This is a genomic window from Leifsonia sp. NPDC102414, from assembly GCF_044765685.1.
Lineage (GTDB): Bacteria > Actinomycetota > Actinomycetes > Actinomycetales > Microbacteriaceae > Leifsonia.
The window spans coordinates 33644-56802 of record NZ_JBIWKN010000002.1; the positions used below are offsets into that span (position 1 = coordinate 33644).

18 protein-coding genes are annotated in these 23159 nt (G+C 68.4%); 13 read left to right on the forward strand and 5 right to left on the reverse strand.

What is annotated here, in order from left to right:
- Nucleotides 1-10: 10 nt before the first annotated feature.
- From ACIRCZ_RS08450 to ACIRCZ_RS08465, 4 genes are all read right to left on the reverse strand, one after another.
- Nucleotides 11-1315, reverse strand: a complete 1305-nt coding sequence (locus ACIRCZ_RS08450; protein ID WP_055898706.1) for an extracellular solute-binding protein — start codon at nt 1313-1315, stop codon at nt 11-13.
- A gap of 32 nt (nt 1316-1347) precedes the next feature.
- Complete coding sequence (locus tag ACIRCZ_RS08455) at nt 1348-2322, reverse strand: GNAT family N-acetyltransferase (protein ID WP_402851807.1); 975 nt, start codon at nt 2320-2322, stop codon at nt 1348-1350.
- Between the two features lie 132 nt (nt 2323-2454).
- On the reverse strand, nt 2455-3657 hold the full coding sequence (locus ACIRCZ_RS08460) for an exo-beta-N-acetylmuramidase NamZ domain-containing protein (RefSeq protein ID WP_402851810.1): 1203 nt from the start codon (nt 3655-3657) through the stop codon (nt 2455-2457).
- 66 nt (nt 3658-3723) lie between these two features.
- The gene (locus tag ACIRCZ_RS08465) at nt 3724-4593 is read right to left on the reverse strand and encodes a MurR/RpiR family transcriptional regulator (RefSeq protein WP_055899097.1); all 870 of its coding nucleotides are present in this window, start codon (nt 4591-4593) and stop codon (nt 3724-3726) included.
- 158 nt (nt 4594-4751) lie between these two features.
- Between ACIRCZ_RS08465 and ACIRCZ_RS08470 the strand changes: the two genes are divergently transcribed.
- From ACIRCZ_RS08470 to mgrA, 9 genes are all read left to right on the forward strand, one after another.
- Nucleotides 4752-5672 carry an N-acetylglucosamine kinase gene (locus ACIRCZ_RS08470; RefSeq protein ID WP_402851813.1) on the forward strand — a complete coding sequence of 307 codons (921 nt, stop codon included), beginning with the start codon at nt 4752-4754 and terminating at the stop codon, nt 5670-5672.
- Nucleotides 5665-6606, forward strand: coding sequence for an N-acetylmuramic acid 6-phosphate etherase (gene murQ, locus ACIRCZ_RS08475; protein ID WP_402851816.1), 942 nt, complete (start codon nt 5665-5667; stop codon nt 6604-6606). Before ACIRCZ_RS08470 ends, murQ begins: the two co-directional genes overlap by 8 nt.
- Before the next feature lie 118 nt (nt 6607-6724).
- The gene (locus tag ACIRCZ_RS08480) at nt 6725-7339 is read left to right on the forward strand and encodes a GNAT family N-acetyltransferase (RefSeq protein ID WP_055898694.1); all 615 of its coding nucleotides are present in this window, start codon (nt 6725-6727) and stop codon (nt 7337-7339) included.
- Nucleotides 7340-7395: 56 nt separating this feature from the next.
- Nucleotides 7396-8667: a sensor histidine kinase gene (locus ACIRCZ_RS08485; protein WP_055898692.1), complete on the forward strand. Its 1272-nt coding sequence runs from the start codon at nt 7396-7398 to the stop codon at nt 8665-8667.
- On the forward strand, nt 8664-9341 hold the full coding sequence (locus tag ACIRCZ_RS08490) for a response regulator transcription factor (protein ID WP_055898690.1): 678 nt from the start codon (nt 8664-8666) through the stop codon (nt 9339-9341). The genes ACIRCZ_RS08485 and ACIRCZ_RS08490 overlap by 4 nt, the downstream gene beginning before the upstream one ends.
- Nucleotides 9342-9462: 121 nt before the next feature.
- Nucleotides 9463-10347 carry an ABC transporter ATP-binding protein gene (locus ACIRCZ_RS08495; protein WP_402851821.1) on the forward strand — a complete coding sequence of 295 codons (885 nt, stop codon included), beginning with the start codon at nt 9463-9465 and terminating at the stop codon, nt 10345-10347.
- On the forward strand, nt 10344-11468 hold the full coding sequence (locus tag ACIRCZ_RS08500; protein ID WP_402851824.1) for an ABC transporter permease: 1125 nt from the start codon (nt 10344-10346) through the stop codon (nt 11466-11468). Before ACIRCZ_RS08495 ends, ACIRCZ_RS08500 begins: the two co-directional genes overlap by 4 nt.
- Nucleotides 11469-11492: 24 nt before the next feature.
- Nucleotides 11493-11753, forward strand: coding sequence for a LapA family protein (locus tag ACIRCZ_RS08505; protein ID WP_055898681.1), 261 nt, complete (start codon nt 11493-11495; stop codon nt 11751-11753).
- A 75-nt stretch (nt 11754-11828) separates the two neighbouring features.
- Nucleotides 11829-12866 (forward strand): L-glyceraldehyde 3-phosphate reductase, encoded by a 1038-nt coding sequence (gene mgrA, locus ACIRCZ_RS08510; protein WP_402851828.1) that lies wholly within the window; start codon nt 11829-11831, stop codon nt 12864-12866.
- A 50-nt stretch (nt 12867-12916) separates the two neighbouring features.
- Here mgrA and ACIRCZ_RS08515 read toward each other — a convergent pair whose 3' ends face one another.
- Entirely contained in the window at nt 12917-13624 is a 708-nt protein-coding gene (locus tag ACIRCZ_RS08515) for an SOS response-associated peptidase (RefSeq protein ID WP_402851831.1), read from the reverse strand.
- 547 nt (nt 13625-14171) lie between these two features.
- On the opposite strand from ACIRCZ_RS08515, the gene ACIRCZ_RS08520 reads away from it, so the two are divergent.
- From ACIRCZ_RS08520 to ACIRCZ_RS08535, 4 genes are all read left to right on the forward strand, one after another.
- Nucleotides 14172-15713 (forward strand): sugar transferase, encoded by a 1542-nt coding sequence (locus ACIRCZ_RS08520; RefSeq protein ID WP_055898673.1) that lies wholly within the window; start codon nt 14172-14174, stop codon nt 15711-15713.
- A gap of 62 nt (nt 15714-15775) precedes the next feature.
- Nucleotides 15776-20494, forward strand: a complete 4719-nt coding sequence (locus tag ACIRCZ_RS08525; protein WP_402851834.1) for a PKD domain-containing protein — start codon at nt 15776-15778, stop codon at nt 20492-20494.
- An 8-nt stretch (nt 20495-20502) separates the two neighbouring features.
- Nucleotides 20503-21654: a glycosyltransferase gene (locus tag ACIRCZ_RS08530; protein ID WP_402851837.1), complete on the forward strand. Its 1152-nt coding sequence runs from the start codon at nt 20503-20505 to the stop codon at nt 21652-21654.
- 70 nt (nt 21655-21724) lie between these two features.
- Complete coding sequence (locus ACIRCZ_RS08535; RefSeq protein ID WP_402851840.1) at nt 21725-23068, forward strand: hypothetical protein; 1344 nt, start codon at nt 21725-21727, stop codon at nt 23066-23068.
- Nucleotides 23069-23159: the final 91 nt, after the last annotated feature.

Consider the following 23159-nt stretch of genomic DNA (forward strand, 5'->3'; position numbering starts at 1 on the left):
AGCCGGATTGCTACTTGCGGTCGATCTCGGCGTTCAGGTTCTTGAAGGTCTGATCGACGGGAGCGTTGTTCACAAGAATCTCGTTGAGCGCATTGTGCAGCGAGGTCTTCGCCTTGTACGCGTTGGCGGCGTTGGACTCGGCCATCGCGTAGCTCGCCGCGTCGTAGATCGGCGTCAGGTTCGCGTCCTCCGCCTGCAGCTTCGGGCCGAGGATGTCGGCGTCTGCCTTGCGCGGCGGGATGAGACCGTTGGTGGCCAGGAAGTCGCCCATCTCGGTGACGCCCTCCTTGTTCTTGTTCGAGTTCAGCCAGGTGAGGAACTCCCAGGCCTCCTTCTTGTGCTTGCTGCCGGAGTTCACACCGGTGAAGAAGGAGTATGCGAGCGAGCCCTCCTCACCGGCCTTCGGACCTGGCACAGGAGCCGTGCCGACGTTGGAGTACTCGTCCTTCATCTGGGACTTGAGGCTGCCGATCCACCATCCGGCCTGGATCGCCATGGCGACGCCGTTGCTCGGGAAGGTCTTGGTCGGCATGATCGACGTCGTCGTGGCACCGGACTTCGCGAGGTCCGCCTCGAGCTGCATCGTCTCCTTGGCCTTGCTGTTCAGCGCGGAGTCGCCCTTGTCGTTCAGGAACTTCCCTCCCGCCGAGTCCAGCAGGGAGAGGAACGGGTGGGCCGTCTGGTTGTCGCCGTCCTGGATGAGCGAGATGCCGACGACCTGGTAGTTCCCAGAGCTGTCCTTCTTGGTCGTCTTGTTCGCGATCTCCTTGAGCTCGTCCCAGGTGGCAGGCGGCTTGTCGTATCCGGCGTCGGCGAGGATCTTCTTGTTGTAGTACAGGACGTAGGTATTGAACTCCGTCGGGTACCCGAAGACCTGGCCGCTTCCGCCGGTGACCGACGCGGCCGCCGCGGTGCTGTAGTTGTCCGTGATGTCCTTCGCGACCTCCGCCGACGGCTTGTCGAGCACGCCGTTTGCTGCGAGCTGGCCGCCCCAGAGCGAGTACGAGCTCATGATGTCGGCGCCCTTGCCGCCCGTCTGACGCACGTTGAGCGTGGTGAGGAGATCGTCGAAGTTGACCGTCTGCTGCTTGACCTGGATGTCGGGGTGGGACGAGTTCCACTCGTCGATCATCTTGGTCATGCCGCTCTTCATCGGGTCCTGGCCGTAGTGGCTCAGAAAGGTGAGCGTGACTTTGCCGTCGTCGCTGCCGGACGAACCGGTACCGCTGCAGGCGGACAGCGCGAGCGCTGCCGCACCGACGACGAGTGCCGCCTTGGCGATTCGGCCTCGGCGGCCGAACAGTGCTGTTCTCATGGTTTTCCTCTCAGTGGTGGTGACGCTGCTGTTCAGGCAGCGAGCGGCGCGTGCAGGATCGCGAATGAGCGAGTGATGGTGAAGCCGGTCTTCGTGTACAGGTATCCGGCCGCGGAAGTCTCCTCTGTCCAGAGGAACCAGGCGCTGTGGGCGCCGAGTGCGCGCATCCGTTCGAGCGTGAGGTGCAGGAGGATCTCGCCCAGGCCGGTGCCTCGGCTCTCCGGCAGCACGCCGAACGGGCCGAAGCGCTCGAGCACGTTCTCGTACGTGCCGTGCATCGCCCAGCCGAGCATCACCCCCTCCGGGTTGCGGACGGTGATGATCCGCTCGAGCGGCTGACCGCCGAGCACGCCCTCGCGGATGCCGCGGGACCAGTCCGGGTTGAAGCGCGAGCCAGCGATGTCGATCAGGTCGACGAGGTCGTCTCCTGTCGGCGAGCCGAACGTCCAGCCATCCGCCCGCATCGCGGCGACCTTCTCGCGGATGCGCTCCGGCAGCTCGTAGTCGTTGAGCGTCCGGTCCATCGCGACCGATTCGTACTGCTTGGTGAAGCCGAGCGACGCCAGCAGGCGAGCGGCCTCCGGGTACCGCGCCGCGTCGAGGCCGGGGAGGAAGTAGTTGGGCGTGTACGAGGAGAAGTAGACGGTCTTCGCGCCCGTACCGGCGAGCCAGTCCATGACGTTGCGGACGAGGGCGGTGCCGAGTCCCTGCGTGCGGTGGCCGGGGGTGACGAAGAAGAACGGGATCCAGCCGGAGTCCGGTTCGAGGTCCGCACCGTCGGCGGCGATGAGGCGACGGACGCCGTACGCGGCTCCGACGATCTCGCCGTCGGCCTCGGCGACCAGGAGGCCGGCCGCGTCGAAGTTGCGGTCGAGGAGGAACATGTCGCGGAATCGGTCGTACGTGATTCCATCTGCCGATGCCGCGGCCGTCCAGGCCTGGGCGATCCGGGGGCCGTCGCCACTCTGGAAGGGTCGGATCGTCGCGGTGGACGTGGACTGCTGCATCGAATCTCCTCGTGCCTTTTCACTTCGGTGTGCTGGCGCATCCTGGCCTTGGACCGAAATTACCTTCATTGATCGAACTATGTCAAGTATTTTCAACCGCCGCTATGGCTGCGGCAATCATTTACGCGTCCGTTACACGGCGAAAACGCGCGGGTACAGCAGAACGTCGTCCCCGTAGACGTCCTGAACCGGCACGACGCCGGGGTTCAGAGCCGCGGTGGGCTCCCCTGCGCGCACGGCGTCGCGCAAGGCGCTCGACCCCCAGAGCCGATCGATGGCGTAGCCGTTCTCTCCGGACTCCACCCGCTGGCCAGGCTCGAGGAAACGGAACCGGTCTGGATACAGCTCCGCGAAGGCGTCGAGCACCGCCAGCCCGGTCGACACGGGATCGAACGCCGAGCGATCGACGACGTGGAGCTGCACTCCGCGCACGGTCTCCCCCGCGTACTTGTGGAAGGTGGGCGTGAACCAGATCTCCCTGAACAGCACGCCAGGGATGCCGGCATCCCTGAGCCGCGCTGCGAGCCTTCCGTCGACATACGGCGCCCCGAGCATCTCGAACGGTCGCGTCGTCCCTCTGCCCTCACTGACGTTGGTGCCCTCGAAGATCCCGGTGCCCGTGAACGCGTACGCCGTGTCCAGCGTCGGCATGTTCGGCGACGGCGGCACCCAGGGCAGGCCGGTGGCGTCGAAGTCCGCCGTCGTATCCCAGCCTGTCATCCGGATCACGTCGAGGTCGGCGGATATGCCGTCCGCTGGCAGGTCGCGGGTGTTGAACAAGCGCGCCAGCTCTCCGGCGGTGAGACCGTGGCGCTGGTGCACGTCGCTGCGCCCGACGAAGCTGCCGAATCCGGCGACGTCCAGCCCGGGCCCGGAGACCACGGCGCCGCCCAGTGGATTCGGGCGGTCGAGCACCACGAAGCGCACGCCCGTGCGCGCAGCGCTCTGCAGGCAGTCGTAGAGCGACCACACGTACGTGTAGTACCGGACCCCGAGGTCCTGCATGTCGAACACGACGGTGTCGACGCCGGAGTCCTCGATCAGCCGGTCGAGCTCGACCCCGCTCTTCAGGTACGTCTCGACGATCGGCAGGTCCGTCCGCGCGTCGTGCGTGCTGGTCTCCGTCTCGCCGGCCTGCACGGAGCCGTTCAGTCCGTGCTCAGGGCCGAACAGTGTCGTGATCGGAGCACCGGCGTCCACCAGGGCGTCGACGCTGCGGCCGAGGTCGCGCGTGGTCCCGGTGAAGTTGGTGAGCAGGCCGATCCTGCTCCCGCCGAGAAGCCCAGGCTCCTCCGCGACGATGTCGATGCCCGTGCGGGCGCGCTGCGATGCCATGCCTATCCTTCCGTGGGCGCGCGGCATCGCACCGGCGCGCTGACGCGCACCGGGTGGAGCCGGCGCTCAGTGTTCTTCTCGGAGTTCCCTGACGATTTCGTACGTGCTCTTCAGCGCCTGCACCGTGCGGTCGTATCGACCGCGGGCGACGCCGACGAAGATGTAGTCGACGAGCGTGAGCTGCGCGATCCTGCTCGCCATGGCGCCCGACCGGAACGTCGTCTCGCGCACCGCAGTGCGCAGAACGTCGTCCGCGTGCTCGGAGAGCGGCGAATCGGGCACGTTGGTGATGGCGACCGTGTACGCCCCTCCATTGTGCGCTCCGCGCAGGAAGGCGTTGGTCTCCTTGGTCTTGCCGTTGTGCGAGAACCCGATCGCCACATCCCCGCTGCCGATCAGCGCCGCGGAGACGAGGGCGTCGTGCGCGTCGGTGAATGCGAGGGCGATGTGCCCGATCCGCAGCAGCTTCTGAGCGAGGTCCTGGGCGCCGGCGTTGCTCGCCCCGACGCCGAAGACCACGACCCGCTTGGCGCGCTCGACCTTGCGGACGACGCGTTCGAGCACGTCGACGTCGATGCTGTCCGCCGTCTCCCTGATCCCGAGGATCTCGCTGCTGGCGATCTTCGACACCATCTCGGCGAGGGTGTCCGTCGGGCTGATGTCCGCACCGTACGTGCCGGATCCGTTGCCGCCGAACTCCGCCGACTCCTTGCCGAGCTCAGCGGCGAGCTGCAGCTTGAGCTGCGGGTACCCGGTGAGGCCGAGCGACTGGCAGAAGCGCACGATCGACGCCTCCGAGGTGTTGCACGCCCTGGCGAGTTCGGTGATCGTGTTCTCCACGACGATCTGCGGCCGCTCGAGGATCGCGTCTGCGACGCGACGCATGGTCGGCGGGAACGATTCGACGTGCGCCTGGATGTTGGTCTGGATGCTCACAGGGAAGACACTAATGACACCGTTCGCCATGTCGGCTCCCTCCGCTCGTTTTGGTGCTTGGCGAGTCACGCTATCGACGCGCCGATCCATTTGTCAATCATTTACTTTGGATTGATGATCCATGTAAATTGTCTCTATCACCGACGGATAAGGATCACGTGAGCACAGAAGCCGTACCGAGTCACATTGCGGTCGACCTCGGCAAGACCAACTGCCGGGTGCGGATCGACGACGGCCGCGCATCCACGGAGCTGCGCGGTGCGGGATTCCCCGGACTCGCGGCAGCCGGAGGGGCCGAGCTCGCCATCGACGCGATCGCGCCGCTGGTCTCCTCTCTCGGTCAGGAAAGGCTGTCAGCGGTCGCCGAGCTGGCGATCGGCGCGGCAGGGGCGGACTCCGGCCGGGACGCGGCCAGAACCGCCGCCCTGCGCGCCCGCGAGCTCTGGGGATTCGGCGTCACCATCGCCTCCGACGTGCTCACCGCACACATCGGAGCGTTCGACGGGGAGGCGGGAACGGTGCTCATCGCCGGGACGGGAGCCGTGGCCTTCCACGTGGCCGCGGACGGCGCGGCCCAGCGGTCGGACGGCTGGGGTCCGTGGCTGGGCGATGAGGGCAGCGGTCGCTGGATCGGCCAGGCCGGACTCGTCGCCGCGCTCCGGGCCTCCGACCGCCGAGGTCAGCGCACCGCACTCGAAGAGGACGCGCGCGCGATCGCAGGCGACCTCACCGGCCTGCCCAGCGCGATCATGGGCGGCCACGACGTCGCCAGGTCCCTCGCATCCTTCGCCCCCACCGTGCTGAGACGCGCGGCAGCGGGCGACGAGGTCGCGCATCGCATCGTCGACGCCGCCGTCGACCACCTGGCGACCACCGCATCCTCTGTCGCCGCTCCCGGCTCGCCGGTCAGCGTCATCGGCGGCCTCACCGACGACCCAGAGTTCCTCCGGCTGCTGCTCGACGAGCTGACCAGCCGCCACCTGTCCCCGCGCCGTCCAGCCGGATCGTCGCTGGACGGAGCGGCGACCCTCGCCGTCCGCCGCGACCTTCCCCACGAAAGGTATGCCATCCGTGTCTGACATCCTCAACAGAGAGAGACGCCCGCGCGATCTCCTCCGCGCCGAGCTCTCCACGCTCACGACCGAAGCGGTCGTGGACGACGAGCGCGACCTCGACACCCTGAGCACGGCCGACCTGGTCGCGCTGATGAACAACCACGACGAGAGCGTTCCGCCCGCCGTCGCCGCCGTGCTGCCGACGATAGCGACAGCCATCGACGGCATCGCAGACCGGATGCGCGAGGGCGGCCGTCTCATCTACATCGGCGCAGGCACCCCAGGACGTCTCGGGATCGTGGACGCCAGCGAGTGCCCGCCCACCTTCAACGTCGACCCGTCCCTCGTCGTCGGCATCATCGCCGGAGGCGACGGTGCGATCAGGACCGCCGTGGAGAACGCGGAGGACGATCCGCAGGGCGGCGCAGACGCACTGACCGGCATCGCCCTCACGCCGCTCGACATCGTCGTCGGCATCTCCGCCTCCGGTCGCACCCCGTACGTGGTCGGCGCGCTGGAGTACGCGTCCGGCCTCGGCGCCCTCACCGTCGCGATCGCGTGCAACAGCAACTCGACGATCGGCGGCGTCGCCGATCACGCCATCGAGGTGGTCGTCGGCCCAGAGCTGATCGCCGGATCGACGAGGCTCAAAGCCGGCACGGCGCAGAAGCTCGTGCTCAACATGATCTCGACCATCGCGATGGTCCGTCTCGGCAAGACCTACGGCAACATCATGGTCGACCTGCGCGCCACGAATGAGAAGCTCCGCGCCCGCGCAGAGCGCACCGTGATGCTGGTCACCGACTGCAGCCCGGCGGAGGCCGCAGAGACCCTCGCCCAGAGCGACGGCTCCGTCAAGATCGCCATCCTGATGCTGCTGCGCGGACTCAGCGCCGACGACGCCCGCGCCTCCATGGAGACGGCGCCGAGCCTCCGCGCCGCCCTCGGCGCCGCCTGACCGTGGCGACGCTCGTCCGCGTGCTGCGAGCGATGCTCGACGCGCACCGCCCCGGGGTCAGCCTGGGGAACGTCATCGCACCGCTGCCGACGGGCGCCGTGCCGACGGGTGAGCGTGCGTGATCCGGCCGTTCAGCCCTGATGACGTGGCGTCGCTGTCCAGAGTCTGCCTCCTGACCGGCGACTCGGGCGGCGACGCCACGGGGAAGTACGAGGACGACACCCTTCTGGCGGACATCTTCCTCCTGCCGTACCTCCGGCTGGAACCGGCGTACGCCCACGTCCTCGAGCTGGGCGGGCGTGCGGTCGGTTACCTCGTCGCGACCCCGGACAGCGCGGCGTTCGCCGAGCGCTACGAGCGGGAGTGGCTTCCGGGGTTCGCGGCCGCGCATCCACTGGTCGAGCCGGCCGTCACCCCCACGCAGGTCCTCGTCCGGCTCGGCCACTCGACGGCGCACCTGGTCGGACCCGACCACGCGCTGTACCCGGCGCACCTGCACATCGACCTGCTCCCGGAGACCCAGGGCGCCGGCTGGGGCAGGAGGCTCATCAGCACCCTGCTGCGGCAGCTCCGGGATGCGGGCGTCCCCGGCGTGCAGCTCGGGGTCGGCGAGCGGAACACCGGCGCGCAGGCCTTCTACCGGCGGCTGGGGTTCGCACCGCTGCCGTCAGCACCGGACGACGGGCTGCGGCTGGGGATTCGCACGGCCGCGGCGCTCGTCGAGCGCCGCTGAGCCGCCTCCCCCGCGCGACGGATCCGCGCCCGCACATCCACCACTAGCGTTGGGGGATGACCAGCGCCCCTGTGACCGAGTGGCACCGGCCCGCCCCCGATGCGGTTGGACGCCGCAGGGACATCCTGCTGGCCGGGGTGATGACGCTCGCCATGATCGGCTCGGTGTTCCTCTATCAGCGCACCGGGCTGTACGGGACCGCCGAGGTCTGGGTCAGCATCCTGTGGGCCGTCGTCAGCGGCGGGATGCTCGCGGTGCGGCGCCGCTGGCCGGAGGCCGTGGCGCTCGGGTCGGCCATCGCGTTCTGGTGGGGCGGGGAGTTCCGGGTCGGGGAGTACCTGTTCTCGAACATCGCGCTCTTCATCGCCATCTACACGCTCGGCGCCTGGGGTCGCAGGCGCACCGTGGCGACGGCGCTGCGGCTGGCGATCATCGCCGCGATGTTCGTCTGGCTGTTCTGGAACCTGATCGTCACGGCGGGAATGACCTCGCTCGTGCCGGAATTGTCGCGCGAGGGAACGCTGTCGCCGTATGTGGCGTTCGGGCTCATCCAGATCATCATCAACCTGCTTTACTTCGGCGGCGCGTACTACTTCGGCGAGGCCGCGTACCGGTCGGCGCGCGGACGCTTCGAGCTGGAGACGCTGACCCGCGAGCTGGCGGAGGAGCGAGAGCGCACCCAGCAGCAGGCGATCGCGCTGGAACGGGTGCGGATCGCCCGCGAGCTGCACGATGTGGTGGCGCACCACGTCTCCGTGATGGGCGTGCAGGCCGGTGCCGCCCGGCTCGTGCTCGACCGCGATCCGGATGCGGCGCGCGCGTCCCTGCTGAATGTGGAGTCGAGCGCGCGGACGGCGGTCGACGAGCTGCGGCTGCTGCTCGGCGCCCTGCGCGACGACGAGCACGCGCCGACGGACAGGACCACGAGCACGCGCGGCGTCGAACACCTGCCCGAGCTCGTCGGAGATGCGACGGACGCCGGGCTCCCCACCAGCCTGCAGGTGATCGGGACCCCGAGGACCGTGCCCGCGACCATCGGGCTCTGCGTGTACCGCGTGGCGCAGGAAGCACTCACCAACACCAGGAAGCACGGCGGCGCAGGCGCGACGGCCGAGCTTCGGCTGAGGTACGAGGACGACAGCCTGGAGGTCGAGGCGTCGGACACCGGGCTCGGCCATCCCAGCCCTGGCGCACCCAGTGCCGGCCTCGGTCACCTCGGGATGCGCGAACGCGTCGCCTCCGTCGGCGGCAGCATCGACATCGGCCCTCGCAGCCGCGGCGGCTACCTGGTGCGCGCCCGCTTCCCACTTTCGGCGAAGGCGCGATGAGCATCCGCGTGCTGCTGGCCGACGACCAGGAGCTGGTGCGCGCCGGATTCCGGATCATCCTGGAGACGGACCCGTCGATCGAGGTGGTCGGCGAGGCAGGGGACGGCCAGGCCGCCGTGCGGCTCTGCGAGGAGTTGCAGCCGGATGTGGTCTGCATGGACGTGCAGATGCCGGGCGTCGACGGACTCGAAGCCACCAGGCAGATCGTCGCAAGAGACGACCTGGCGGCGAGCGTGCTCGTCCTCACCACGTTCAACCGCGACGACTACCTCTTCACCGCCCTGCAGGCGGGCGCGAGCGGCTTCCTGCTCAAGAACTCGTCGCCGGAGGAACTGGTGAACGCCGTACGCGTGCTCGCCAGAGGCGACGCGCTCCTCTCGCCGGACGTGACCAGGCAGGTCATCAGCCGGTTCAGTGCGCCAGCGGATGCGCACGCCCAGGCGGCCACGCGGGGCGCGGCGGAAGGCGGCCCCGTCGACGACCTCACCGACCGGGAGCGCGAAGTGCTCGGCCTGCTCGCCGCCGGCCTCTCCAACGGGGAGATCGCGGCCAGGCTCTACCTCGGAGAGGCGACGGTCAAGACGCACGTCTCGAAGGTCTTGCTGAAGCTCGGGCTGCGCGACCGCATCCAGGCGGTCATCTTCGCGTACGAGAACGGGCTCGCCGGGCGCTGAGCCTCGCCGCGCTGAGCCACCCCGCGCTGAGCATCCCCCTCTCGGCGGACGTCAGGAGGTGGATGCGCCGCGCGCGTCGCCGTCCGTAGCGTTGAGACCACCACGAAAGGGGACCGCGACCATGCTCGAGATCCAGAACGTCGAGAAACGCTACGGAGAACGCACCGTGCTGCGCGATGTGAGCTTCACGGTGCCGAGGTCGCGGATGACGGGGTTCGTCGGCGGCAACGGCGCGGGGAAGACCACGACGATGCGCATCATCCTCGGCGTGCTCGCCGCTGACGGAGGCACGGTGCTGCTCGACGGCGATCCGCTCACCGCAGACGACCGCCGCCGGTTCGGCTACATGCCGGAGGAGCGCGGGCTGTACCCGAAGATGAAGGTCGCAGAGCAGCTCGTCTACCTGGCACGGCTGCACGGGCTCACGCCCGCCACTGCCCGCCGGAACGCGGACGCCCTCCTCGACAGGCTCGGCCTCGGCGAGCGCAGCAACGACCTCGTCGAGAGCCTCAGCCTCGGCAACCAGCAGCGGGCGCAGATCGCCGCCGCGCTGGTGCACGACCCGGAGGTGCTGGTGCTGGACGAGCCGTTCTCCGGTCTCGACCCTCTGGCCGTGGATGTGGTGGTCGGCGTGCTGCGCGACCACGCGGCATCCGGTGCTCCCGTCCTGTTCAGCTCCCACCAGCTCGACATCGTCGAGCGGCTCTGCGACGAGCTGGTGATCATCGCCGACGGAGAGGTCAGGGTCGCCGGCGGCACGGACGCTCTGCGGCGCGAGCACGGCGGAGGGCGCTACGAGCTGCTCGTCGCAGGCGACGTCGGCTGGCTCCGCGCGGTCGACGGGGTCTCCGTCCTCGACTTCGACGGCGGCTACGCGCTGTTCGAGGCCGACGACGCCACGGCGCAGGCCGTGCTCCGCCGGGCGACCGCAGACGGCGGCGTCGTCAGTTTCGGCCCGCAGAACCCGTCCCTTGCACAGATCTTCCGAGAGGCCATCGGCAAATGAGCGCAACACCGTCGCACGACACCGTCCCCGCCAGCACCACTCCTCCTGCGCCGAGCTTCGCATCCGGTGTCTGGCTCGTAGCTCAGCGCGAGATGGTCACCAGGCTGCGCAGCAAGTCGTTCACGATCTCGGCCGCGATCCTCGTGCTCGGCGTGCTCGCCGCCGTGCTCCTCGGCGGGATCTTCGGTGGAAGCACGGAGAGCACCAAGGTCGCGGTGGTCGGTTCGGCTGCGCAGGTCGTCGGATCGACGGAGGGCCTCGAGTCCGTCGACGTCGCGACCAGAGCGGAGGGCGAGGAGTTGCTTCGCTCCGGTGACGTCTCGGCGATCGTCCTTCCCTCCTCCGGCACCCCGCCCGTCACGGTCGTCGGCCTGGACAGTCCACCGCAGGGCGTGCTCGCCGCGCTGAGCATCCAGCCGGACGTCGAGCTGCTCGACCCGGCGTCGCAGCCGACAGGGCTCATCTACATCGTCGCTCTCGGCTTCGGGATCGTGTTCATGATGTCCGCGCTGACGTTCGGCACGATGATCGCGCAGAGCGTCGTGGAGGAGAAGCAGACCCGAATCGTCGAGATCCTGCTGTCGACGGTGAGCGCGCGGGTGCTGCTCGCAGGGAAGGTCGTGGGCAACAGCCTGCTCGCGCTCGGCCAGATCGCGGCCATCGCGATCGCCGCCGTCGTCGGGATGATGGTGACGGGCCAGAAGGTGCTGCTCGGAACGGTCGGCCCAGCGGTCGCCTGGTTCGTGGTGTTCTTCGTGATCGGCTTCGTGCTGCTCGCGGCCATCTACGCCGCCGCTGCGTCGCTCGTCTCCCGCTCGGAGGACATCGGCTCTGTCACCTCCCCGGTGATGATCCTGATCATGGTGCCGTACTTCCTGGTCATCTTCTTCAACGACAACCCCACTGTCATGGCGATCATGAGCTACGTGCCGTTCTCCGCGCCGGTCGGGATGCCCGTGCGCATCTTCCTCGGAACGGCGGAGTGGTGGGAGCCGATCCTGTCGCTCGCGGTGCTCGTCGCATCCACTGCCGTGGTGATCGTGCTCGGTGCGCGGGTGTACTCGAACTCGCTGCTGCGCACGGGGGCCAGGGTGAAGGTGTCGGACGCGCTGCGCGGATGAGCCGGCTGGCGGCATACTGAGCGCATGAGTGCTGAGGATGCTGGGGGCCAGGACAACGCCGTCGTCCGGTTCCTGAAACGGAAATGGCTGGCCATCGTCCTGGTGGTCCTGCTGCTGATCGTCGCGATCCAGAACGGCGTCGGCAACGACCAGGCGACCATCTACCTGCTCTGGGCGCAACTGCGGATGCCGACCTGGCTGCTGGTGGTCGCGGTGTTCCTGGTGGGCGGCGTCGTGGGGTGGGTGCTCGCCAGGAACAGGGCGGCGAGGCGCGCGAAGCGCTGATTCAGCTGCCGCATCCCTGAATCGGATCGCCGCCGCCTGTTGGACAGGACAGGCCGGACGCGGGAGGGTGGAGACATGGCGTACCAACCCCTCCCCGAGCGCTACGACCGGATGCAGTACCGTCGCACCGGCCGCAGCGGGCTCGACCTCCCCGCCCTGTCCCTCGGCCTCTGGCACAACTTCGGCGACGACCGTCCGTTCACGACGCAGCGCGACATCGTGCTGCGCGCGTTCGACCTCGGCATCACGCACTTCGACCTCGCCAACAACTACGGCCCGCCGTACGGCTCGGCCGAGGTCAACTTCGGCAGGATCGTGCGCGACGACCTGAAGCCGTACCGCGACGAGGTCGTCGTGTCGTCGAAGGCCGGCTGGGACATGTGGCCAGGACCGTACGGTCAGGGCGGCGGAGGACGCAAGTACCTGCTCGCCAGCCTCGACCAGTCGCTCGCGCGGCTCGGGCTCGACTATGTCGACATCTTCTACTCGCACCGCCCGGACCCGTCCACTCCGCTGGAGGAGACGATGCAGGCGCTCGACACCGCCGTCCGCTCCGGCAAGGCGCTGTACGTCGGCATCTCGTCCTATGGGGCGGAGGATGCGCGCCGCGCTGCGGAGATCCTGCGCGACCTCGGCACGCCGCTGCTCATCCACCAGCCGTCGTACTCGATGCTGAACCGCTGGATCGAGACGGAAGGGCTCCTCGACACGGTCGGCGAGCTGGGCGTCGGCGTGATCGGGTTCACTGCGCTCGCCCAGGGCATGCTCACCGACAAGTACCTGAACGGCATCCCGGAGGACTCCCGTGCAGCGGCAGGCAGCTCACTCGACGCCGACTGGCTCACCGACGACGCGGTCGCGCGGCTCCGCTCGCTCAACGAGATCGCGCGAAGCCGCGGTCAGTCGCTCGCGCAGCTCGCCCTCGCCTGGGCGCTCCGCGACGAGCGGGTCACGTCGCTGGTGATCGGCGCGAGCAGCGTCGCCCAGCTCGAGCAGAACGTCGGAGCGCTCGACAACCTGTCGTTCACGGACGCCGAACTCGCCGAGATCGACGAGCTGGCCGTGGATGCGGGCGTCGACCTCTGGGCGGGAGCGCGCCGAGGCGAAGTCTAGGGATACCACCGCATCCTGCGGCCGGGCTCTCCCCTGCCGGACGGGAGGCGTCAGTCGATCGGCTGGATGAGTTCCGGCCCGTCGCCCGTCACCGGCCCGACGCGATCGAACGCCAGCGACTCGGCCACGCCGACGGCCGCGCGAACGGCCTCGTCGAGGAGTGCCTGGTCGCCGACGACGGTCGGGTCGACCCAGTGGTCCCACAGCTCGCGCGGCAGCGGCACGGGGTTGCGGTCGTGGATGTGCTCGAGCGTCTGCACCGCATCCGCCGTGAGGATCGTGGCCGTCAGGTGCCAGCGCTCAGGGTCGCCGTGCTCCTTCGCCGGATCGGCCCACCACGCGTACAGCCCGGCGAACCCCATCAGCTCGCCGTCCGGCAGGTGGATGAAGTACGGCGTCTTCTTCTTGGTGACCGGATCGGTCTGCCATTCGTAGTACCCGATGGCCGGGACGATGGCACGGCGCGAGGCGACGGACGCCTTGAACATCGGCTTCTCCGCCGCGGTCTCTGCCCTGGCGTTGAAGGTGGGGACCTTCGTCTTGAGCTCCTTGGACCAGGAGGGCACGAGCGACCAGCGCGCGAGCTCGATCCGACGCACGCTCGGCTCGTCCTTCTTCTTGCTCTCCAGGAAGATCGGGATGGCGTCTGTCGGGGCGATGTTCCAGCTCGGCCGCCAATCCCGGAAGTCACCGCCCTCTGCCACGAACTCCTGGATCATGTCGTCCGTCTCTTTGTCCATCGCGAACCGTCCACACATATCCCGACCATACTGCGCACCCCCGACGCTCACAGCGGCCGCGACGAAATGCCGGCAAGTGTCGCAAACCCCCGGGGATGCGGCACGGTCACTGGTGTCTCGTCAGCTGAAGCGTGTGGATGCCGCGGCGTTTCGGCGCGCCGAAATCGCCCTCGAATCAAAAGTGAGCAATAATCACCCCCATAGAGGGCTCACGCTTAGCTGAGAAAACGATGTAATCTCACTTTTGTGAATAGGTGAGAAACAGTCACTTTCCGTTCGCTGAACAGCTCGTCGGTCTCGCGAGTGCGTCTCTCCGGTTCACGCCACCCGAAAAAGCACCATCCCGACACACGCAGGGACGACCCGTGAACCCGCATCCGCCACGTCGAGCGACCCGTTCGCTCAACCCCCTTGACCCGAGGGTCACCCGGCGTGCGCGGAGCAATGGGACGACCCTCATCAGCGGGGCCGGCGGCGGTGAAGCCGTTCGAGACCACGGCTTTCCCCCAGCCGTCGTCGGCTCTTCGGTCGGACCCAGCATCAGCAGCGCGGGGAGGGCGCTCCGATGACCGTCATCAAACCACGCCTGGCCACCATCGGCCATCCGGCCGCCGCCATCGGCCATCCGGCCGCACCGACGCATCCCCGCAGCTCTGAGCGCACCTGGGCTCGTCAGTACCGTGCGCGCCTGTTCATCACCGACACCGCCATCATCCTGGCGTCGACCCTGTGCGCGATGTTCCTGCGCTTCGGCCTCGACGACTCCGGCACGCAGTTCGCCGGCTTCCGCACCGACTACTTCACGCTCTCGATGCTCATCGCGGTGACCTGGATGTTCGCCCTCGCCGTCAACCACTCGCGCGACCCGCGCGTCGTCGGTGTCGGCGTCGCGGAGTACAAGAGGGTCGTCAACGCGAGCGCGCTCACCTTCGGTCTGCTCGCGATCGTCTTCCTCGTCGCCAAGGTCGACATCGCCCGCGGCTACTTCGTGCTTGCGCTGCCGCTCGGCGTCGTGGGCGTGCTGTTCTCGCGGTGGCTGTGGCGGCAGTGGCTCATCCGGCAGCGGATGTTCGACCACTACCTCTCCCGCGCTCTCGTTGTGGGAGGGTTCTCCGACGTCGACTATGTCGTGCGGCAGATCCACAACAAGTCGGGCGCCGCGTACCACGTGGTCGGCGCCTCCCTCGACACGGGCAAGCGCAAGGGCGCCAAGAAGGACGCCGCGATGAAGAAGCGCATCGCAGCGCCCGACCGCGAGGTCCCTGTCGTCTCCGATCTGGACGGTGTGGCAGACGCCGCGGCGCGGCTCGGCGTCGACACCGTGATCGTCGCAGGTCAGTCGCTGACCAGCGGCGATTTCGTGCGCACGCTGGCCTGGAAGCTGGAAGGGACGGCGACGGAGCTCGTGCTCGCGTCGCGCCTCACCGACGTCGCAGGACCGCGCATCCACTTCCGCCCCGTGGAGGGGCTGCCGCTCATCCACGTGGAGATCCCGCAGTTCGAGGGCGGCAAGCACGTGCTCAAGCGCGCGTTCGACTTCTTCGCCTCCGGCATCGCCCTCGCCCTGCTCTCCCCCGTGTTCCTCGCCGTGGCCCTGTTCGTCAAGCTCGACGACAAGGGACCGGTGGTGTTCACCCAGGAACGCGTCGGCCGCAACGGCGAGACGTTCCGGATGTTCAAGTTCCGTTCCATGTGCGTCGACGCCGAAGCACGCCTCGCCCAGCTGCAGGCGAAGAGCGACGGCAACGGCGTGCTCTTCAAGCTCAAGGACGACCCGCGCGTCACCCGCGTCGGCCGCGTCCTGCGCAAGTACTCGCTCGACGAGCTGCCCCAGCTCGTCAATGTCTTCCTCGGCGACATGAGCCTGGTCGGACCGCGGCCCCCGCTGCGCTCCGAGGTCGAGGGTTATGAGAACCACGTCCATCGCCGCCTCTACATCAAACCGGGACTCACCGGGATGTGGCAGGTGAACGGGCGCTCCGACCTCTCCTGGGAGGAAAGCGTCCGACTCGACCTCTACTACGTGGAGAACTGGTCGCTCACCGGCGACCTGGTGATCATGTGGCGGACGGTCAAAGTGCTCACGCATCCCGTGGGGGCGTACTGATGCGTCCCCGACCTGCTCTCACAACAACCCCCACCCCGACCCGAACAGACACCGAGGTTGTCATGACCACAGAACTCCGCCCTCGCGCTCGCTCGCTGGGCATCCTGACCGCGATCATCACCGCGGTGGGCCTGGTCTTCGGAGGCCTGGCGATCGCATCGCCCGCCTCCGCGGACAGCGCGCCACCCGACCCGACGAACCCGGCGACCCCGACCACCGTCACCGACGACGTCCTCCCGACCCCGCAGATCAACGGCGTCGTGTGGGCGCAGGTCGTCGTCGGCAACACCGTCTACGTCGCCGGCAAGTTCACCTCGGCGCGGCCGTACGGCTCGCCCGCCGGAACGAACGAGACCCCGCGAAACAACCTCCTCGCCTACGACATCACAACGGGCAACCTCCTCCCGTTCGCACCGAACCTGAACGCGCAGGCCCTCGGGATCACCGCATCCCCCGACGGATCGCGCATCTACGTGGTCGGCGACTTCACCTCGATCGACAGCAAGGGCTACTACCGGCTCGCGGCGTTCTCGACGGCGACGAACACCATCGTGACGGCGTTCCGCCCGATCATGGAGAGCGAGACCCGCGCGGTCGCCGCCAGCAACACGACGGTCTACATGGGCGGTGACGCCTCCAGCATCAACGGCGTCGCCCGCGCATACGTCGGAGCGGTGAGCGCGGCGGACGGATCGACCCTCAACTGGCAGGCCGACGCCGACGCCCCCGTGGATGCGCTGGCCCTCACCAAGGACGGCTCCAAGCTGATCGTCGGCGGCCGCTTCCAGAACCTCGGCGGCGTCGCCAACTACGGCCTCGGCGCCGTGGATGCGAGCACGGCGGCGATCCTGCCGTTCGCCGCCAACCAGACCGTTCGCAACGCGGGGACGCAGGCGAGCATCACCTCGCTGTACACGACCGCCGACCGCGTCTACGGCTCCGGCTACGTCTTCGGCGCGGGCGGCAACCTCGAGGGCAGCTTCTCCGCCGACCCGAACACGGGAGCCATCAACTGGATCGAGGACTGCCACGGCGACACGTACTCGATCTTCGCCCAGAACAACGGGCCGCTGTACGTGGCGGGTCACCCGCACTACTGCGGCAACATCGGCGGCTTCCCGCAGACCAGCCCGACCTGGACGTTCCACAACTCGATCGCCTTCAGCAGGGCGGCGACCGGCACCATCACGAACGACCCCTACGGCTACTTCAACTGGGCCGGCAACCCGTCCCCGTCGCTGCTCGACTGGTTCCCGACCTGGACGGTCGGCACCTTCACCGGTCAGAGCCAGGCGACCTGGAGCGTCTCCGGCAACGACAAGTACGTCGTCTACGGCGGCGAGTTCCCCTCCGTCAACGGCATCCAGCAGCAGGGCCTCACGCGGTTCGCGCTGTCGACCTCCGCTCCGAACAAGGTGGGCCCTGCCGGCATCCCGCTCGTCCCGACCGCGGCGTCGTTCAACGCCGGCCAGGTGCGCGTGAGCTTCGCCGCGACCTACGACGCGGACAACGGCTACCTGACGTACAAGGTGTACCGGGATGCCGGCACGACGCCCGTCTACCAGACCACCGTGCGCTCCAACTTCTACACCAGGCCCATGATCGGCTTCGTGGACAGCGGGCTCACACCGGGGTCGCACCCGATCTATCACGTGAAGGTCTACGACCCGTTCGGCAACACCACGTCCCGTGACACGAACGCGGTCACCGTCGCTGCCACCAACAGCGGAGGCGCGTACTCCGACTCGGTGACGCAGGCGGGAGCATCCAGCTACTGGCCGTTGGACGAGTCGAGCGGAACAGTCGGATTCGACCATGTCGGATTCAACGACCTGCAGGAGACCGCCGTCACGCAGGGCGCAGCAGGCCCGATCACCGGAACGACCGCATCCACGTTCAACGGATCGACGAGCCTCGCGGTGACGCCGACGGCCATCCAGGCGCCTGACACGTACACGGCATCCGCCTGGTTCCGCACCACGTCGACAAGCGGAGGCAAGATCCTCGGCTTCGGCAACACGAACACCGGGACGTCGAGCAGCTACGACCGCCACGTCTACATGGACAACAGCGGCAAGATCTGGTTCGGTGTCTACCCGGGCGGCGTCGCGACGCTGAACAGCTCCAGCTCGTACAACGACGGGCAGTGGCACCAAGTCGTCACCTCGCTCGGCGCGAACGGGATGCGGCTGTACATCGACGGCAAGCAGATCGGCAGCAGGACCGACGTGACCAACGGTCAGTCGTACGCCGGCTACTGGCGCGTCGGCGGAGACAACCTGGGCGGCTGGCCGAACCAGCCGGCCAGCAACTTCTTCGCCGGTGACATCGGCCAGGTGTCGATCTACCCGACGGTCCTGGACCGCACCACCGTGGTGAACCAGTTCGTGGCCTCCGGTCGTCCGTCGCCGCTCGCCCCCGCACCAGCCGATGCGTACGGAGCCGCCGTCTACAACGGCAACCCGGACATCTTCTGGCGCCTCGACGAGACCAGCGGCTCTGTCGCGAACAGCGCGGACGCCTACACCAACAACGGCACGTACTCCGGCACCGCGACCACGAAGAACCAGTCGGGCGTCCTGCCCGGCACTGCGGACAAGGCGGTGCGGTTCAACACGAACAACTCCGGGTCCTCCGGCGGCATCGTGTCGAGCAACCAGCAGTTCGCCAACCCGACGGTCTACACCGAGGAGATCTGGTTCAAGACCACGACCACCAAGGGCGGAAAGCTGATCGGCTTCGGCGACCAGCAGACCGGTCTGTCGAGCAACTACGACCGTCACATCTACATGCAGGACGACGGACGCATCGTGTTCGGCACGTACACCGGCCAGACCAACACCATCACATCGCCCAACCCGCTGAACAACAACCAGTGGCACCAGGCAGTGGCGACGCAGGGTCCTGACGGCATGAAACTGTACGTTGACGGCCAGCTCATCGGGACCAACCCGCAGACGCAGGCTCAGGCATACAGCGGATACTGGCGCATCGGCGGCGACAACACCTGGGGTTCCACCGGGCCGTACTTCAGCGGAACGCTGGACGAGGCCGCGGTCTACTCCAGCGTGCTGAGCGCTCAGGATGTGGCGAACCACTACTCGCTCGGAACCTCGGGAACGCTGCCCAACCAGCTCCCGACAGCGTCGTTCACGTCCAGCGCGACGTTCCTCAACGCGAGCTTCGACGGCTCGGCTTCGACGGACCCGGACGGCACGATCGCCTCGTACGCCTGGGACTTCGGAGACGGTGACACCGCGACGGGAGCCACGGCCACCCACACCTTCCTCCAGAGTGGGAGCTACCCCGTGAAGCTCACCGTGACGGACAACCAGGGTGGGACGGGGACCGTGACGCAGGTCGTGGCCGTCCAGGCCGCACCGCCGAACCAGCCGCCTGTGGCAGCGTTCACGTCCACTGCGACGTTCCTCGACGCGAGCTTCGACGCATCCGGTTCGTCGGACCCCGACGGCACGATCGCCTCGTACGCATGGGACTTCGGAGACGGAGCGACAGGCACGGGCGCGACGGCGACGCACTCGTTCCCCGCGACCGGCACATACCCGGTGAAGCTGACCGTGACCGACAACCAGGGCGCGTCCACCAGCATCACCAAGGGTGTCGCCGTGACGGCCGCACCGCCGAACCAGCCGCCCGTGGCAGCGTTCACCTCGTCGGTGACGAACCTCGGCGCATCGTTCGACGGCTCGACCTCGAGCGACCCGGACGGCACGATCGCCTCGTACGCCTGGGACTTCGGAGACGGAGCGACGGGCTCGGGAGCGACAGCGACCCACACGTACGGATCGGCAGGCACCTTCACGGTGACCCTGACCGTGACGGACAACCAGGGCGCGACCACGTCGATCCAGCACCAGGTGACGACCACCGTCCCGCCGAACCAGCCGCCGACGGCGTCGTTCACCGCCACGGTGACGAACCTCGGCGTGTCGGTCAACGGGTCGGCGTCGAGTGACCCGGACGGCACGATCGCCTCCTACGCCTGGAACTTCGGAGACGGAGCGACAGGAACGGGAGCGACCACCACCCACACCTATGCAGCAGCCGGCCCGTACACGATCACCCTGACCGTGACGGACAACCAGGGCGCGACCGCCAGCACCACCAAGGCGATCACCGCGACCAACCCGGCTCCCAACGCCCTCGCGCAGGATGCGTTCGAACGCTCCGTGGCGAACGGCTGGGGCTCCGCCGACAAGGGTGGGGCGTGGACGCTGTCCGGCGGCGCGACCAGCTTCAACGTCGCCAGCGGCGTCGGCCAGCAGGTCACGCCGGCCGGAATGACGAAGACGGCCACACTGCAGACGATCACCCAGACGAGTGCCGATGTGACGGTGACCGTCTCCGCCGACAAGGCGGCGACGGGCGGCGGCATCTACTACTCGGCGATCGGCCGCATGATCGGGTCGAACGACTACGAGGCCAGGGCGTGGGTCAAGTCGACCGGCGCCGTGCAGCTCCAGCTCATGCAGGGTTCGACGACCCTGTCCGCCCTCAATGTCGCCAACCTCACGGTCGGCGCCGGTGACAAGCTGAAGATCCACCTGCAGGTGTTCGGCACGTCGCCGACGACCATCAGGGCCAAGGTGTGGTCCGCATCCACCACGGAGCCCGCTGCCTGGCAGCTGAGCACCACGGATGCGACGGCAGCCCTCCAGGCAGCCGGGTTCACCGGACTCCGCACCTACGTCTCCGGCACGGCGACCGACATCCCGGTCACCACCAGGTTCGACGACTTCGTGGTGGTGCCCGCACAGTGAACGACCGAATGAACCGCACGCGGCGCACGGTTCTCGTGGCGCACCCGAGCTCGGAGCTGTACGGCTCCGACCGGGTGCTCCTCGAGAGCGTCACCGCCCTCGTGGACGACGGCTGGGATGTGGTGGTGACGGTGCCGGACGACGGCCCGCTGCTGCCAGAGGTCGTCGCCCGCGGGGCGAGGGTCAGGAGGTGCGCAGCGCCCGTCGTGCGCAAAAGCGCCCTCCGTCCCCTCGGCTTCGTGCGGTTCATCGGCACGGCCGTCCGCGGCCTCGTCGACGGGATGCGGTTGCTCCGCCAGGAGCGTCCGGCCCTCGTCTACGTGAACACGGTCACCGTGCCGCTCTGGATCGGCCTCGGACGCCTCGCCCGCGTGCCCGTGCTCTGTCACGTGCACGAGGGCGAGAGCTCCGCATCCCCTCTGCTGCGGCGCATCCTCGCGACGCCGCTGCTGCTCGCGAACACCATCGTGGCCAACAGCAGGTTCAGCGTCGGCGTTCTCGGCGGGTCGTTCCCGTCGCTGGAGCGTCGCGCGGAGGTCGTGTACAACGCGGTGCCGGGTCCGCCTGAGCCGCAGCCCGTCCGTTCGCACATCGACGGCGACCTGCGGGTGACGTACATCGGGCGCCTGTCGCCCAGGAAGGGCGTCGACGTCGCCATCGACGCGATCGCCGAGCTCGACCAGCGCGGCATCGGAGCGAGCCTCGACCTCGTCGGAGCCGTCTTCCCCGGCTACGAGTGGTACGAGGAGGCGCTGCGCGAGCAGGTCACCAAGAACAACCTCGGCGACAAGGTCCGCTTCCGCGGTTTCCAGCCGTCTGTGTGGGAGTACGTGCACGACGGAGACGTCGTGCTCGTGCCGTCGCGCGCCGACGAGCCGTTCGGGAACACCGCTGTCGAGGCGATCCTGAGCGGCCGTCCGGTGATCGCGAGCGCCACCAGCGGTCTGCTGGAGGCGACGGCAGGATACGCGTCGGCGACCACCGTCGAGCCCGGGAGCTCGGCATCGCTCGCGGATGCGCTGGTCGGCACGATCGCCGAGTGGGAGGGCACGAGGGCGAACGTGGGCTCCGACGTCGCGGCGGCCGAGCGCAGGCACAGCCCTGACGCATACCGCCGAAGGATCGCGGCCATCGCACGCAGCAACGCGCGTACGCGCTGACGGCCGCTCTGAACAGGAACGGTCTCCGGGCCGCCCGCTGGCTTAACATGGGCGGAAGGGGGTGATGAGGATGTTTCACACGCTAACGCTGACCGGTCCGGCCGTCGACAAGACGCTTCCGCTGATCCTCGCCGTCGTGCTCGCGTTCGCGGGCTTCCTCGTGCTCAGGCGCTCCCCCAAGCTCGCGGTGTCCGTGTGGATCTGCGTGCTCGCGTTCGTGCCGATCTGGCTGGGCGTCAACGTGGGCTTCAACGGCAACTACTATCTCCCTCCCGCCACGGCCGCAGGGCTTCTCGTCATCGCCGCGCTGATCCCCCTTCCCCGGATGCGGCTGAGCTGGCTGGACGGCCTGCTCGTTCTCGTGGTCGTCGCCGCGATCTGCTCGCTCTACACGGGCAGCGCCTCCATCGCCATGAGCGCGCTGTTCAGCATCGTCACCTACTACGTCATCGCCTACCTGATCGGCCGCTTCGCCCCGATGCGGGTGGATGCGCGGTGGCTGCACGGCGCGATCGCCATCGTCTTCACGGGCGTGGCCGTGCTCGCCATCATCGAGGGGCTGACGCACTGGAACCCCTTCGTCGAGATCCACGCGAGCAACGCCATGTACACGATCTGGGGCAGCATCCAGGAGCGCGGGGGCGTCCCGCGCGCCGAAGGCGCCTTCGGTCACTCGATCGCCCTCGGCTCAAGCCTCGCCCTCGCCATCCCGCTTACCCTCGCCGCGCCGTTCCGGCTCTGGGTGCGCGCCGGCATGGTGCTCCTCATGCTGGTCGGCACGGTCTACACGTTCAGCCGCATCGGGATGGTGTGCGCGCTCCTCGGTCTCGTGCTGAGCATCCTGTTCATGCGAGACGCCATCACCAGGAAGGCCCGCATCACGCTCGTCGCCGCGATGCTCGCGGTCTCCGCCGTCGTGTTCCCCCTGGTCACCGCCGTCTTCGACGACGCGGGGTCCGAGGCAAGCGACAGCGCGAACTACCGCGGCGACCTGGTGTCCCTGATCGGCACGATGAACCCGATCGGCGTCGCGTCGTCCGCCGAGAAGAACTCGGCAGGCAACCTGTATTTCGGCGACTTCCGCTCGATCGACAGCCAGCTCATACTCACCGGCCTGACCAACGGCACCATTGTTCTCATCGGCATCCTGGTCGCCCTCGCCGGCGGCATCATCCTGCTCGTGCGGAGGAAGGCGAGCCCGGCGACGATCGCGCTCGTGGCGCAGATCCCCGCTTTCGCGACCGTCGCCCTCATCACCCAGTACTCGATCTTCGTGTGGTTCGTCGCCGGGCTCGCAGCCACGACGCAGCTCATCCCGCTCAGCACGGCGGGTGTGATGCTGAACACCCGCGCCGTGGAGCACCCTCGTCACACTCGCAGTGACGCGCGTCCTCCGGTGAGGAGTGCCGCCTAGAATGCCTTCAACGACGCCCGACCGCGTCCGCCGTACGCCCGACATCCGAGCGATCCACCGCTCGCTGCCCGGCGAACGACCGGCGCCTGCC